We start from the raw sequence: 14,136 nt of genomic DNA, 5'->3' as shown, positions 1-14,136 counted from the left end.
GACTCGGTCTCGGATCAGCCCTTGAGCTTCGACCAAACCCGGTCCTGCAGCTCCCGCGCCTTGTTGCTGCATTCCTTTTCAGGCCGCAAGCGCGAGGCGAATTCGTCGGGCATGTTGATCGCGTCCATGACTTTCCATTTGGCGTCGAGCAGCTTGTCGCTCTGGATGCCGTTGGCGTAGGCAATGGAGTTGGACACGGCAGCGGCGTTTTCCGGTTTCATCATCCAGTCGATGAAGATCTTCGCGTTACCGGGGTGCGGGGCGCTTTTCGGTACGGCGAAGTTGTCCTGGAACATCGCCAGGCCTTCACGCGGATAAACGTATTTGATGGTGCTCTTCTGCAACGTGGCCCGGGCGGTGGAGCCGTTCCAGTTTTGCATCATGATCACTTCACCGGAGGCCATGCGGTCGACGGTGTTGTCCGAGCTGTACATCTTCAGGAACGGTTTCTGTTTCTGCAGCAACTCAAGGATGCGCTTGGCGTCCTGTGGGTCTTCGCTGCATTCGTCGACGTTCAGGTAATGGCTGGCGGCGTTGATCACACTGCTGGAGGTGTCGAGCGCGGCGAGTTGCCCTTGCAGTTCCTTGCGCGGTTCGAAGAACTCTTTCCACGAGTCATCCAGCTTGCCGCCGGGCACCCGCGCACTGTCATAGGAAAACCCGGTGGTGCCCCACAAGTACGGCGCCGAGAACTTGCGGCCGGGGTCGAAGCTCGGGTCGCGGAATGCCGGTTTCACGTACTGGAAGTTCGGCAGGGCGGAGGCGTCGATTTCCAGCAGCAAATCCTGGTTGATCAAGGTACGCATGATCGACTGCGACGGCACGATCACGTCATACGCCGCGCCACCGGCCTGCAACTTGGCCAACAGGGTTTCGTTGCTGTCGTAGCCGTCCATGGTGACCTTGATCCCGGTCTCCTTTTCAAACTTGGCCAGCAGGTCGACCGGGTAGTAATCCGTCCAGTTGTAGAAGAACAGCTCCTTGGGCTCGGCGGCCTGTGCGGTAAAAACGGTGAAGCAAGTGAGGGCCAGACCGGCGACGCCGTAACGCATGCTTTTCAATTTCATGACAGAACGCTCCAGACTCATTGGTTTTTGCCGCGCTGTCCCAGCCAGAAGGCCAGCACCACCAGCACGATGGAAATCAGCAGCATCAGGGTCGAGATCGCATTGATCTCCGGCGTCACGCCGGCCTTGATCGCCGAGAAGATGTACACCGGCAAGGTCGTCGAACCCGGGCCGGCCACAAAGAAGGTCATGATGAAATCGTCGAGACTGACCACGAACGCCAGCACCGACCCGGACAACACTGCCGGCCACAGCAGCGGCAGCGTCACCCGGCGAAACACTTGCCATGGGTTGGCGTACAAATCGTTCGCCGCCTCCAGCAAGCTCTTGTCCAGGTCGTTCAACCGCGCGCGGATCGGCAGGTAAGCGAAGGGAATGCAAAAGCCGATGTGCGCGACGATCACCGTCAGTAGACCAAGCTTGATCCCCAGCGCCATGAACAGCAGCAGCGTGGCCACGGCGGTGACGATTTCCGGCAGGATCAGCGGCAGGTTGATCCCGCCCTCGACCATTTTCTGGCCATAAAACGGCCGGTAAGTCGCCAGCGCGGCGAGCAATGCAATGGCCGTGGCGCAGATCGTGGCGATGCTGGCGACGATGATTGAGTTCAGTGCCGCCGTTTGAATTGATGGGTTGGCGAGGATCCGTCCGTACCAGGCGAACGAGAACTCGGTCCACACCGTTGCCGAGCGGTTGGCGTTGAAGCTGTAGGCAATCAGCACGAAGATCGGCACGTACAAATAGGCCAGGATCAACAGGCTGACTTCGCGGGTCAGCGGCAGTTTTTTCAGATGCAGGGCGATCATGCGGTGGCTCCCCGGCGAAGTGTTTTGGCGGCGCTGCGGCTATAGAGGGCGTAACCCACCAGCGACAGCAGCAGAATCCCCAGCAACAGGAACGACAGCGAACTGCCCAGCGGCCAGTTACGCGCGGTGCCGAACTGTTGCTGGATAAGGTTGCCGATCATCAGCGTCTTGCCACCACCCAAAATCGCCGGAGTGATGAAGGCACCGAGGCTCGGCACGAACACCAGCAATGCACCGGCAATCACGCCGGGCATCGACAGCGGCAGGATGATCCGCTTCAGCGCGTGCCAGCGATTGGCGCCGAGGTCGTAGGCGGCTTCCACCAGGCGCCAGTCGAGTTTTTCCAGGGTCGAATAGATCGGCAAAATCATGAACGGCAGGAAGCTGTAGACCAGCCCGACGCTGACAGCGAAGTCGTTGTAGAGCAGGGTGATGCCACCGGCCTGCGGGAACAGCGCGTTGAGGCTTTGCGCGACCCAGCCGTGCTCGCGCAGGATGATCAGCCACGCGTAATTGCGGATCAGCAGGTTGGTCCAGAACGGGATGGTGATCAGCAACACCATCAGGTTGCGTCGACGCGGGGTCAGGCTCGACATCCACAGCGCCACAGGAAAACCGAACAGGAAACACAACACCGTGGTGCCGCCGGCCTGGAACACCGAGCGGATCAGCGCCTGGGCGTAGACCCAGTTCAGTTCCAGTTCACCGTCGAAACCTTCCTGGAAAAACAGCTGCACGTAGCTGTGCAATTGCCAGTTGGCCTGCCAGTCGACACCGCCATACACGTTGCGCGGCAACAGGCTGATGTAGCCCATGATGCCGAGCGGAATGGCGATCAGCGCCAGCAAGGTCAGAACCACCGGGCTGAGCAACAGCGCACGGTTGAGGGCGGGAGAAGTGCTGCTGACGCTCATCTCAGGCCTCCATCAGCAGGCAGGCATGGGGCGGCAGATTGACCGCGACGCGATCACCGACCACTCGGCCACGGTTCAGGCCCTCGTTGTTTTCGCGCAACATCACCTTGATGTCGTTGTTCAGGCGGCATTGGTAAAGGGTCGCTGTGCCGACGTACAACACTGCTTCGATCACGCCGCGCAGGTGATGTGGTTGTGTCGGGTCGACTAGCTGAGAACGTTCCGGGCGAAACGCCAACTGCACGGCCGCGCCGTCAAAACTCTGGGCCGGGCAGGGGATTTCCACCGGCATGCCGTTCGGCACAAAGAGTTTTTCGTTTTGCTGACCGCGCTTGAGGTGGCCGGGGAGGAAGTTGATGTCGCCAATGAACTGCGCGACAAACTGATGATTCGGGCGCTCGTAGATATCGTTCGGCGTGCCGATTTGCAGGATTTTGCCGGCGGACATCACGGCGATCCGGTCAGACAGCGTCAGGGCTTCTTCCTGATCGTGGGTGACGAAAATGAAGGTGATCCCGGCTTCTTTCTGTACGCGCTTGAGTTCGACCTGCATTTCCTTGCGCAGTTTGAGGTCCAGCGCCGACAGCGGTTCGTCCAGCAACAATACTTTGGGTTTGGGCGCCAGCGCCCGGGCCAGTGCCACTCGTTGCTGCTGACCGCCAGACAATTGCGCCGGTTTGCGCTGGGCCAGGTGTTGCATTTGCACCAGGGTGAGCATCTCATCGACGCGCTGGGCAATTTGCTTGCGATCAAGACCCTGCATCTCGAGGCCGAAGGCGATATTCTGCGCGACACTCATATGCGGAAACAGCGCGTAACTCTGGAACACCGTGTTGACCCGGCGCTTGAACGGCGGCAAGTGATTGACCGGTTCGCCCGCGAGGCGAATTTCGCCGTCGCTGACATGCTCGAAGCCGGCGATGGTGCGCAGCAAGGTGGTTTTACCGCAGCCGGAAGGGCCGAGCAGGGTGAAGAATTCGTTATCGGCAATGTCGACTGAAACGTTGTCGAGGGCTGGAGCCAGCCCCGGATCGTCGGAATACCGCTTCGATACATTACGCACTTCGATAGCTATTGGTTGACCCATAATGGTGCAATCCTCTAATTATTGTATGCAATATCTGGATGCAATCTACAAATAACCGGATTAATCTGCTGGTGCAACCCCCTTTTTCAATGGCAGTTCATCGCCAGGGCCGGTTGTTTAGCGCTAAAGGAGTGTTGAAATGACCGAGAAGAAACTCGAGACCACAGTCGACCGCGTCTACCAAGGGGTTTACGAGGCGATCAGCAAGCGTTCATTGCGTCCGGGCATGAAGCTTGGCGAGGCCTCGCTGGCCGAGCTTTTTAATGTCAGCCGGACATCGGTTCGTGCCGCGCTCAAACAATTGGAAGCCGATGGGTTGGTGACGACAGAGCCCAATAAAGGTGCATCGGTGTCGTTGCCCAGCGACGAAGAGATCCGTTCGCTGTTCGAAACCCGGCGCTTGATCGAGATCGGTATCGTTAGCGAGCTGTGTCGTAGGCGCGATACTGCCATGACCCAGGACCTGCGCGATCACCTGTTGCTGGAGGACGAAGCGCATCGCAGCGGCGACCATGAACGGCTGATTCATTTGCTCGGCGAGTTCCACATCAAGCTCGCGCAAAGCCTGAACAACCCGGTGCTGCTGGACTGGTTCCGCAAGCTGATTTCCCGCGCCTCGCTGTATGCCGCCGCGCTGGATGACGACAGCCACGAGGCGTGCCGCGATGACGAACACTTGCGGTTGATCGAGTACATCGAAGCCGGCAACCAGAGCGCCGCGATTGAACTGACCTGCATGCATTTGAACGGCATCGAGAAGGCCATTCTCGACGTCGCCGCCACGCTGAAAACCGGCTACCACCCGCTCAAGCACCTGATTGAGGTGTGACCCTGTAGCTGACACTCCGCTGCTTTCCTGTAGGAGTGAGCGGGGTGGCCGCGGAAGACCCGAAGAATCAGCTAACCTCTATGAAACCATTTGACGTCGGCGATGCTCGAAACAAACGGGCCGCGCCGTCTTCACACAGTCGCGATCCCTAGTGTCAGTTCATCTACAGGGACTAAGAGCCAGTCAATGCAGTTTCTAGAGGAAAGCCACGGGTGTGCCGGCTGGGCCGGGGAAATGGCCGGGCGTATTCGCGCGTTCGACTGGTGCCAGACCGAACTTGGCAGCCTCGACACCTGGCCCGCGAGCCTGTGCAGCGCGGTGCAATTGATGCTCGCCTCACCACTGCCGATGGTGATGCTGTGGGGCCGCGCCGGGTACATGATCTACAACGATGCCTACTCCAAATTCGCCGGCGGCCGTCATCCTTACTTGTTGGGTTCCCCGGTGGAACTGGGCTGGCCGGAAGTCGCCGAGTTCAATCGGAACGTGGTCGATACCTGCCTGGCGGGCGGCACCTTGTCCTACCGTAATAAAGAGCTGGTTTTGCTGCGCGACGGCATCCCCGAAAACGTCTGGCTGGACCTCTATTACAGCCCGGTGACTGATGATGACGGCAAGCCGGCCGGGGTCATGGCGATGGTGGTCGAGACCACTGAGCATGTCATTTCCGAACATCGCCGTCAGGCCGCGGAAGACGCCTATCGCGCCGACAACGAACGGGTTCGCCTGGCACTCAATGCCGGGGCCTTGCTCGGCTCGTTTGTCTGGGACATCAAGGCCAACAGGCTCTCCGGCGACGAGCGCTTCGCCCGTACTTTCTCCTTTCCCGCTGATCAGGATCTGACCAACCTGCCCCCGGATGTCGCCGAAGCCAGGATCCATCCCGACGACCTCAGTTGGGTGCAGGAACAGGTCAATCAATCGGTAGAAACCGGCGATGCCTTTAATGCGGAGTATCGGGTGCTGCGCCCGGATGGCAGTTATTTGTGGGTGCAGGCGAGTGGCTGTTGCGAGTTTAACGAACAGGGCGAACCGTTCCGCTTTCCCGGCGTATTGATCGACATCCATGAACGCAAGACCGCCGAAGAATCCTTGCTCAGGTTCACGCGCAACCTGGAGCAGCGCGTCGCCGATGAAGTCGAAGCGCGGCTGGCTGCCGAAGAACAACTGCGCCAATCACAGAAACTCGAAGCCATCGGCGGCCTCACCGGTGGTGTGGCCCACGACTTCAATAACCTGTTGCAGGTGATCGCCGGCAACCTGCACTTGCTGGCGCGGCACGAACCGGACAACGCCAACGTGCAGCGCCGGGTCAGTGCATCCATTGCCGCCGTCGAACGTGGCGCCAAATTGTCTTCACAATTGCTCGCCTTCGCCCGTCGCCAGCCACTGTCGCCAGCCGTCTGCAATCCACAGCAGGTCTTCGAAGGACTGGCAGAAATTTTGCAGCGAGCGCTGGGTGAAACCCTCCAGATCAAGGTGAATGCCCCGGATGAACCCTGGCACATCTTTGTTGACCGCAATCAACTGGAAAACGCCATTCTCAACCTGGCGATCAATGCCCGAGATGCCATGAAAGGTGAGGGGACCATCGGTCTGAGTGCCGAGCACATCACCCTCAACCAGAAGTTTTGCGCCGGCAAGGGCATCGTGGCCGGCGACTACGTCTGCGTTGCAGTGGCGGACAGCGGTGTTGGCATGCCGCCCCAGGTGCTTGCGCAGGCCTTCGAACCGTTTTTCACCACCAAGGCCGACGGCCAGGGCACGGGGCTGGGGTTGAGCATGGTGTTCGGTTTCGTCAAACAGAGCGGCGGGCACATCGAGATCTCCAGCACCGAGGGACACGGTACTCGGGTGCAGTTGTACTTTCCGCGTAGCCTGAGACTGGCGCCCAGTGAAACAACACCGCAAGATGCGCAGCAGCGCGGTGGTCATGAAACCATTCTGGTGGTCGAAGACAACGAAGCGGTTCGCACCTCGGCAGTGGAATTGCTGCGTGAAGAAGGCTATCAGGTGTTGACGGCGGCCAACGGCGATCAGGCGATGCAGAGGTTGCTGGAAGGCATGGCAGTGGACCTGATTTTCACTGACGTGGTCATGCCCGGCCTGATCAAAAGCTCTGACCTGGCGGCCTGGGCCAAGGTGCAAACTCCCCCGGTGGCCGTGTTGTTCACCTCGGGCCATACCCGTGACATTATCTCGCGCAATCACCAACTCAGCCCCGACACGCATTTGCTGAGCAAACCCTACGACCCCGAAGCACTCACCCGAATGGTTCGCACAGTCCTCAATGGCTAATCCCCCCTGTGGAAGATCAACAGAAACCAACTGTGGGAGTGAACCTGCTCGCGAAGGCATAGTGTCAGCCGACATAAATGTTTAATGACACACCGCCTTCGCGAGCAGGCTCGCTCCCACAGGGGTTTGGTGTACTTTCTAAAAACTGATTAAGTCCATCCGAATTCCGCGCGATGCGCTGGTGGTGTTCACCGGGGTCTCGGGCTCAGGCAAGTCTTCCCTGGCGTTCTCGACGCTCTACGCCGAAGCGCAACGCCGCGATTTTGAATCCGTGGCGCCTTATGCGCTGGAGGTCGGGGTTTGGGCAAAGGTTTTATCGCATTTGCGACAGGACGACGAACGGGCACCGCTGGTCTGACAGGTGGTCGACAGAACGCTCAATCCAAGGCCATTCTGATAGTTGGTGAACGCAATCCATCGCGTTTGCTTCCGATCATCAAAACGGAGGTGTTCCATGCCGGTGCCCCATGACCTGTTTCAGGACTTGAAGGTTTCAAAGGAAGAGATCCAGCAAAAACGCACCAAGGATCCGTTACTGGATTCACTGATCAACAAATACTCCCAGGCGGACGCTGAAGTGGTGAAGGCCGAGACTGCATCATCCGATGCGCCCAGTGATGACGTGTTGAAGAAGCTCAAGGAGAAGCGCTTGCAGGTCAAGGACAAGATCGTCCAACAATTGCAGGCATCGTCCTGACGCGCCGTCTCGAGCCACCGACGACCGGTGTCGCAAAATTTGGAACGGGGTGAAAACCGGCACCTCGTAATTGAAGAGTCATCATTAATGACTCCCAGAGAGGTGCCTTATGTCTGGTCCCAGATTTCCGAGTGAAGAGCAGGGCGGGTATGACCCGATTCCGACTCATCCTGAGCGGTTGAGCCCGAACCAGATCACCACCCATCCGGGCCTGATACATTTATTTCGCCAGTGCCGCCGCCATCGCGGGCAAGCCCGGCTCCCACATTTTGAACTGTGTTATTTCTGGAGGGCGGTGCTGAGTGGCAGCCGCGCCATGTTCGTTGCCTCCAGCGACCCGAAATACAGCCAGTCCCCATACTCACGCACCGTGGTGATCGGTGAATAATTACCTGTGCTGGCGTCCTGCAAATTGGCAATCACTTTGCCGTCCAGGTCCAGCCCCAAGGCAAAGGCCCGCTTCTCCACCGGTTTAGGCAGCACCGTCATCGCCCGGGCAATCATTTTGCGCACGAAAGGGTGCGGCGCCGTGCGGTCGAGCAGCCCGCTACGCGGCGCGTAGAGTGCCACCCAGAAGCGGTCGTGGCCGTTGAACGAAAGGTTGTCCGGCAGTCCCGGCAAGTTGTCGATAAACAGGTCATGCGTGCCGGCTTTCGGTCCGGTCAGCCAATAGCGGCTGATCCGGTAAGCGCCGGTTTCGTTGACCAGTACAAAGCTGTCGTCCGGCCCCAGCGTGACGCCGTTGGCGAACTCCAGCTTATCCAGCAAAACGGTGGTTTTCCCGGTCTGGAAGTCATAACGCAATAAACGGCCATCGCCGCCATGTTCGATGATCGCCTCGCCATCCTTGCCATAGCCCCACCGGCTGGAGGCGTCACTGAAATAGGCGAAATGTCCGGACGTGTCGATGGCCACGTCATCGGTAAAACCAAAAGGCACGTCTCCAGCTGTGGTGGCCAAGGGGATCAATTGGCCTTGGGCATCCAGTGAAAGCAGCCCTTTAACGGCGTCTGCGATCACCAGCAAACCATTGGGGTGACGCGCCAGGCCCAAGGGTCTGCCGCCGGTATCGGCCAGCACTTTGGTTTCTTTGCCGTCGATGCTCGTGCGAATCAACCTGCCGTCATGCAGGCCGGTGATCAGCGTGTCGCTATCCAGCAGCAGCGCTTCCGGCCCCTCAATGTCAGCCGGTCCGACACGCTCCACGCCTTTGAGGCGCTGATTGTCGGCGTAGACGCCGCTGGTGAGGGAGGGCGCCGGTGGCGGATTCCAGGCGACCGGTTGCACCTTGGTCGGGAACAGCAACAGGAAGGCGCAAAGGGCAATCAAGAGCAGTGCCAGCAGATGTCGGAACTTGATGATTTTTCTCACACGTTGGCTCCGGCGGGTGTCAGTTGTTTTTGCGCCATCTCCCGCAAGGCCAGCATCGATTCGGCGGATTCACGTTCGATGCGCCGTTTGAGCAACAGCTGATTGGCAATGCGCATCCCGACACCTGCGAACTGATATTCCAGGGTGCGGATAAATTGCGTGCCATAACCCGCGGCCGCGCATTCGTAAGTCACCACCAGCGACAACCCGTGATCACCCCTCGCCTGGGCGCTCCAACGGCGTCCCGGCAGGTACTCGTTGACCTCCCAACTCAGGTGCCCGTCGCGGCCGCCGGCCCTGATGTCTTCCTCAAACCGTGAGCCTGCGTGCAACGGTCCGGCCTGACCGTCAATCTTGAGGGAAGACGGATGCCACTCCGGCCAACGGGTGACGGTGCTGGCGTAGGCGAGCACGTCAATCGGGCTTCCTGCGATAGCGATCTGGTGCTGCATGCGGGTCATGGGCGTTCTCGTCAAGGGCAGGGGGGCATGATCCGGCTCCCAGTAGAGGGTGTCGAACAGGTAATCCATCAGCGGAAACACGATGTTGAAATTGCGCTCCTGCATCAGCTCGCGGCGGTGATGCAGTTCATGCAGGCGGCGCATCTGACGAATCCACGGCAATCGCGTGACCAGATTGCCGGGTGGCAGGTGCTCGCAGGCATGAAACACTTCATAGGTCAGGTAACCCAGGACCAGACAGCCGCCCACCAAGCCGGCGACGTTGGCATCAAACCGGTCAAGCAGCCACCACAGGGGCAGGGCAATGAAACAGGTGTACACCACGATCAGCCAGGCTGGAAACAAAATCACTCGCCAGTCCCGGGCGCTGTCGTAGGTCATGTGGCCGGGTGCGAAAAAGCTGTGATGGTCGCCGGCATGACGGGCGTAGAACATCCGCGCAAAGCTCTTTTTGTGATGACCCAGATGTCGATGCACCCCGTACACGCCGAAGTTGAAGAACAACAACGTGACCGGCACCGCCAGCCATTCCAGCGGCTTGACCTGATGCACGGTGCTCCAGAATCCGCCGATGGCCAGCACCCCGAAAACCAGCACAAAAGCGCCGTGCAGCCACGGGTTGTAGAGGGGATGAATGTCGGCGCGATAGCGGCTGCGGAATGCCTGGATGGTCTGCCTCACTGCGCTCACCTCTGGTTATTGTTATAGCCAGCAGATTAGCTGATCTGCCCGCAAAGGCTTGCGCAACTAGAGGACACAAACGCCATGATCCGGTGTGTTCAGCTCAGCGGATTCCAGCGCTGTGACCAGTCGTCATCGGACTGGATCACCTCACGCAGCAAATCGAACGCCCGTTGCAGGGTGACCGAGTCGCGATCGCGCGAATACACCAGGTAGGTCGGGTAATTGAATTCCGGGGCCTTGGGCACGGGTTCCAGTACACCGCTTTGCACATAACTCTGGACCACGCGTGTGCGGAAGTAGCCGCTGCCGCCGTTTTCCAGGATGTACTGCAAACCGAGCGGGCCGAGGTTGAAGCTCAAAGCGGCTTTGGCTTTTTCCGGCAGAGCCGCATCGTGCTGGCGACGGAAATCCGGGCCCCAGTCGATGTATACGTATGGGTCGGGTTTGCTGGCCAACCGCACCAGCACCAGTTTTTCTTCCAGCACCTGCTCGACTTGCAGGCGTGGCCAGTACTGCGGCTGATAGACCAGCGCTGCATCCAGTACGCCCAGCTCCAATTGCCGCAAGAGGTTTTCACCGTCGCGGATTTCCATGCGCAGGGCGTGGCTGGGAATCTTCTCGCGCAGTTCGCCGGCCCAACGGAGCATCAACGGATTGCACAGGCTGACCTCGCCACCGATGTGCAGCACATCACGGTAACCCTCAGGCAGCGGCAAATCCCGGCGTGCCGCTTCCCAGGTCTCGACCAGTTGATTGGCGTACACCACAAAGGCCTCGCCATTGGGCGTCAGACGCGCGCCGGCACGGTTGCGCACGAACAGCGTGCTGCCCAGATGGCTTTCAAGCTTCTGCACACGCGCGGTGATCGCGGTCTGGGTGACATGAAGCTTCTCCGCCGCCGCGGCGAGACTGCCGTGGCGGACAATTTCAAGAAAGGTGCGAGCGAGGTCGATGTCCATGGGCAAGCCGGTGCGAAAGGTGCGGCCATTGTAAACGGATACCGCTGGAACCGGCGTATGTAGCAGCTGGCGAAGCCTGCGTTCGGCTGCGCAGCAGTCGTGAATCCGGCTATCTCGGTCTGTCTGAAACACCGCGGTGCCTGATTTAGCGACTGCTGCGCAGCCGAACGCAGGCTTCGCCAGCTGCTACAGGGGGTGTTCAGATTGGGAGCGTGCCAACGCACTACACTGCAAACGTCTCCCGCCCTGCGACCCCACCCATGACGGCAAAGCACGCAGCAAACATCCTCGATACCACTGAAGGCCAGCGTCTGGCTGGCGCTGATGCCGAGGCATGGCGCGAATGGGGGCCTTACTTGAGTGAACGTCAATGGGGCACGGTGCGCGAAGACTACAGCGCCGACGGCGATGCATGGCGCTATTTTCCTCACGAACACGCCCGCAGTCGGGCCTATCGGTGGGGCGAGGACGGGCTTGCCGGGTTTTGCGACAAGGCTCAGCACTGGTGTCTGGGGCTGGGCTTATGGAATGAGCGTGACCCGATTCTCAAAGAGCGTCTATTTGGCTTGAACAACGCTGAAGGCAATCACGGCGAGGACGTCAAAGAGCTGTATTTCTACGTCGATGGCGTGCCCAGTCATGCCTACATGCGCATGCTCTACAAGTACCCACAGGCCGAATTTCCCTACGCGGACCTGGTGGCCGAAAATGCCCGCCGTGGCTTGGCCGATACCGAGTATGAAATCCTCGACACCGGCGTGTTTGAAGACAACCGTTATTTCGACGTGACGGTGGAATACGCCAAGCAGGCGGCAGATGACGTCTTTATGCGCGTCACCGTGCACAACCGATCCGATCAGCCAGCACGGCTGCACGTGTTGCCGCAGCTCTGGGCACGTAACACCTGGAGTTGGGCGGCCGACGGGCTGCGACCGAGCCTAACTCTTAGCGGTGATGAGGTCCTGGCCCGGCACCCGCAACTCGCCGATCGGCAGGCCAGCGCCTGGGGCGAGGAAGACTGCCAATGGCTGTTCTGCAACAACGAGAGCAACTTCCCCAAACTGAATGGCGTGGCGGCGAGTGGTCCATTCAAGGACGGCATCAATGATTTTCTGGTCGCTGGCAACAACGATGCGATCCGCCATGACACTGGAACCCGGGTAGCAGCGCATTTCGCCCTGACGTTCGAGGCGGGCCAAAGCCGATGCGTCTACCTGCGTTTCGCCCCGACCGGCGCGGCTCGGGTCAATGCCACAACACTATTCGAGCGGCGTCGCGCTGAATCCGATGATTTTTACGCGGCCCTGCAAGCCGGCATCGGCGATCCGGATGCGCGCAATGTTCAGCGTCAGGCGCTGGCCGGGTTGCTCTGGTCGAAACAGTTGTATTACTTCGACGTCAATCAGTGGCTCGACGGCGATCCGGCGCAACCTTCGCCCCCTTCCGGGCGTTCGCACATCCGCAATACGCATTGGCGACATCTGGCGAATTTCGACATCGTCTCCATGCCCGACACGTGGGAGTATCCGTGGTACGCCTCGTGGGATCTGGGTTTTCAGGCTGTGGCTTTCGCACTGATCGATCCTGGATTCGCCAAGCATCAATTATTGCTGCTGGTCAAAGACCGCTTCATGCACCCCAACGGCCAGTTACCGGCCTACGAATGGCGTTTCGACGATGCTAACCCGCCGGTTCATGCCTGGGCTTGTTGGCGGGTGTATCAGCAGGACAAGGCGCTGACCGGCACAGGGGACATGGATTTCCTCGAGCGAATCTTCCACAAACTGCTGCTGAACTTTTCCTGGTGGGTCAATCGCAAGGATGCCGAAGGCCGCAACCTGTTTCAGGGCGGTTTTCTGGGGCTGGATAATATTGCGTTGTTCGATCGTTCGGCGCTATTGCCGCCCGGATATCAGCTGGACCAGGCCGACGGTACGGCGTGGGTCGCCGCTTATGCGCTGGACTTGATGCGCATCGCGCTGGAGTTGGCCAAGCGCAACAGCGTGTACGTCGATATAGCGGTGAAGTTCTTTGAACATTTCCTCTACATCGCCGGGGCAATCAATCGGGTCGACTCCGACGCCGAAGGGCTGTGGGACGAGCAGGACCAGTTTTTCTATGACGTATTGCACCGACCCGGTGGTGTGAACGAACCGCTGCGTTTGCGCTCGATTGTCGGCCTGATGCCGCTGTTTGCCGTGCAGGTGCTGGAGCAGCACGAGCATGAAGGTTTACCCGGGTTGCGTGAGCGTTTGCTCGGTTTTATGCGTCACCGCCCGGATCTCGCCAGCCTGGTTTCACGCTGGACCGAACCTGGCGAAGGCAACCGGATGCTACTGGCATTGTTGCGTGGCGAGCGCACCAAGGACCTGCTCAAACGCATGCTCGATGAAAGCGAGTTTCTCTCCGGGTTCGGTATTCGCTCATTGTCCAAGGCCTTCGCCGAACAGCCTTTCGGCCTGCAAATCAATGGTGAACGGCTCTGTGCCCATTACGAGCCGGCAGAATCCGAATCACGCCTGTACGGTGGCAATTCCAACTGGCGCGGGCCGGTGTGGATGCCGATCAACTACATGCTGATCGAATCCCTGCGCGAGTTTCATCGTTATTACGATCAGAACTTTTCGGTGGAATACCCTACGGGGTCGGGGTTTCTGGCGTCACTGGAAGAGGTCGCCGACCGCTTGAGTCAACGATTGACCAGGCTTGTCCTTCGCGATGAAACGGGCAATCGGCCGTCAATGGCGGCGTATCCGCAGTTACAGGCGGATCCCGCCAGTCGCGATCTGGTGTTGTTCCATGAGTATTTTCACGGGGAAACCGGACGCGGACTGGGGGCCAGCCATCAGACGGGTTGGAGTGCGCTGATCGCGTTGTTGTTGCAGCCGTGATCTTCTGCCCGGCACGAGCCCCCTGTGGGAGCGAGCCTGCTCGCGAAGGCGTCCTGTCACTCAACATTGATG

General features: G+C 59.4%; 12 protein-coding genes. 5 read left to right on the top strand and 7 right to left on the bottom strand.

What is annotated here, in order from left to right; all coding sequences use genetic code 11:
- Positions 1-14: 14 nt before the first annotated feature.
- The 4 genes from AC1DWM_RS26410 to AC1DWM_RS26395 are packed head-to-tail and all read right to left on the bottom strand — an operon-like array spanning position 15 to position 3,874.
- Positions 15-1,067: an extracellular solute-binding protein gene (locus tag AC1DWM_RS26410; RefSeq protein WP_223513104.1), complete on the bottom strand. Its 1,053-nt coding sequence runs from the start codon at positions 1,065-1,067 to the stop codon at positions 15-17.
- A gap of 17 nt (positions 1,068-1,084) precedes the next feature.
- Positions 1,085-1,873, bottom strand: coding sequence for an ABC transporter permease (locus AC1DWM_RS26405; RefSeq protein WP_223513107.1), 789 nt, complete (start codon positions 1,871-1,873; stop codon positions 1,085-1,087).
- The gene (locus AC1DWM_RS26400; RefSeq protein WP_223513110.1) at positions 1,870-2,787 is read right to left on the bottom strand and encodes an ABC transporter permease; all 918 of its coding nucleotides are present in this window, start codon (positions 2,785-2,787) and stop codon (positions 1,870-1,872) included. The genes AC1DWM_RS26405 and AC1DWM_RS26400 overlap by 4 nt, the downstream gene beginning before the upstream one ends.
- A gap of 1 nt (position 2,788) precedes the next feature.
- The gene (locus AC1DWM_RS26395) at positions 2,789-3,874 is read right to left on the bottom strand and encodes an ABC transporter ATP-binding protein (RefSeq protein ID WP_223513113.1); all 1,086 of its coding nucleotides are present in this window, start codon (positions 3,872-3,874) and stop codon (positions 2,789-2,791) included.
- Between the two features lie 139 nt (positions 3,875-4,013).
- Between AC1DWM_RS26395 and AC1DWM_RS26390 the strand changes: the two genes are divergently transcribed.
- From AC1DWM_RS26390 to AC1DWM_RS26375, 4 genes are all read left to right on the top strand, one after another.
- Positions 4,014-4,703 carry a GntR family transcriptional regulator gene (locus tag AC1DWM_RS26390; protein WP_477796537.1) on the top strand — a complete coding sequence of 230 codons (690 nt, stop codon included), beginning with the start codon at positions 4,014-4,016 and terminating at the stop codon, positions 4,701-4,703.
- A 186-nt stretch (positions 4,704-4,889) separates the two neighbouring features.
- Positions 4,890-7,001, top strand: a complete 2,112-nt coding sequence (locus AC1DWM_RS26385; protein WP_477796536.1) for a hybrid sensor histidine kinase/response regulator — start codon at positions 4,890-4,892, stop codon at positions 6,999-7,001.
- A 184-nt stretch (positions 7,002-7,185) separates the two neighbouring features.
- A complete protein-coding gene (locus AC1DWM_RS26380) occupies positions 7,186-7,359 on the top strand; it encodes a hypothetical protein (RefSeq protein ID WP_223513918.1) in 174 nt (57 codons plus the stop codon).
- 96 nt (positions 7,360-7,455) lie between these two features.
- Complete coding sequence (locus AC1DWM_RS26375) at positions 7,456-7,698, top strand: HP1242/YdcH family protein (protein ID WP_150781221.1); 243 nt, start codon at positions 7,456-7,458, stop codon at positions 7,696-7,698.
- 279 nt (positions 7,699-7,977) lie between these two features.
- On the opposite strand, the gene AC1DWM_RS26370 is transcribed toward AC1DWM_RS26375, so the two are convergent.
- From AC1DWM_RS26370 to AC1DWM_RS26360, 3 genes are all read right to left on the bottom strand, one after another.
- On the bottom strand, positions 7,978-9,069 hold the full coding sequence (locus tag AC1DWM_RS26370) for an SMP-30/gluconolactonase/LRE family protein (protein ID WP_223513121.1): 1,092 nt from the start codon (positions 9,067-9,069) through the stop codon (positions 7,978-7,980).
- Entirely contained in the window at positions 9,066-10,211 is a 1,146-nt protein-coding gene (locus AC1DWM_RS26365) for a sterol desaturase/SRPBCC family protein (protein WP_477796535.1), read from the bottom strand. Before AC1DWM_RS26365 ends, AC1DWM_RS26370 begins: the two co-directional genes overlap by 4 nt.
- A gap of 98 nt (positions 10,212-10,309) precedes the next feature.
- The gene (locus tag AC1DWM_RS26360; RefSeq protein ID WP_477796534.1) at positions 10,310-11,173 is read right to left on the bottom strand and encodes a LysR family transcriptional regulator; all 864 of its coding nucleotides are present in this window, start codon (positions 11,171-11,173) and stop codon (positions 10,310-10,312) included.
- 260 nt (positions 11,174-11,433) lie between these two features.
- Between AC1DWM_RS26360 and AC1DWM_RS26355 the strand changes: the two genes are divergently transcribed.
- A complete protein-coding gene (locus AC1DWM_RS26355) occupies positions 11,434-14,064 on the top strand; it encodes an MGH1-like glycoside hydrolase domain-containing protein (protein ID WP_477796533.1) in 2,631 nt (876 codons plus the stop codon).
- Positions 14,065-14,136: the final 72 nt, after the last annotated feature.

Source organism: Pseudomonas sp. P4_C8 (genome assembly GCF_056401975.1).
This window is presented reverse-complemented; position numbering and strand designations above follow the sequence as displayed.

Excerpts from the sequence above, each read along its gene's own strand:
- AC1DWM_RS26410 (WP_223513104.1), bottom strand. The coding sequence starts at position 1,067 with ATGAAATTGAAAAGCATGCGTTACGGCGTCGCCGGTCTGGCCCTCACT.
- AC1DWM_RS26405 (WP_223513107.1), bottom strand. The coding sequence starts at position 1,873 with ATGATCGCCCTGCATCTGAAAAAACTGCCGCTGACCCGCGAAGTCAGC.
- AC1DWM_RS26400 (WP_223513110.1), bottom strand. The coding sequence starts at position 2,787 with ATGAGCGTCAGCAGCACTTCTCCCGCCCTCAACCGTGCGCTGTTGCTC.
- AC1DWM_RS26395 (WP_223513113.1), bottom strand. The coding sequence starts at position 3,874 with ATGGGTCAACCAATAGCTATCGAAGTGCGTAATGTATCGAAGCGGTAT.
- AC1DWM_RS26390 (WP_477796537.1), top strand. The coding sequence starts at position 4,014 with ATGACCGAGAAGAAACTCGAGACCACAGTCGACCGCGTCTACCAAGGG.
- AC1DWM_RS26385 (WP_477796536.1), top strand. The coding sequence starts at position 4,890 with ATGCAGTTTCTAGAGGAAAGCCACGGGTGTGCCGGCTGGGCCGGGGAA.
- AC1DWM_RS26375 (WP_150781221.1), top strand. The coding sequence starts at position 7,456 with ATGCCGGTGCCCCATGACCTGTTTCAGGACTTGAAGGTTTCAAAGGAA.
- AC1DWM_RS26360 (WP_477796534.1), bottom strand. The coding sequence starts at position 11,173 with ATGGACATCGACCTCGCTCGCACCTTTCTTGAAATTGTCCGCCACGGC.
- AC1DWM_RS26355 (WP_477796533.1), top strand. The coding sequence starts at position 11,434 with ATGACGGCAAAGCACGCAGCAAACATCCTCGATACCACTGAAGGCCAG.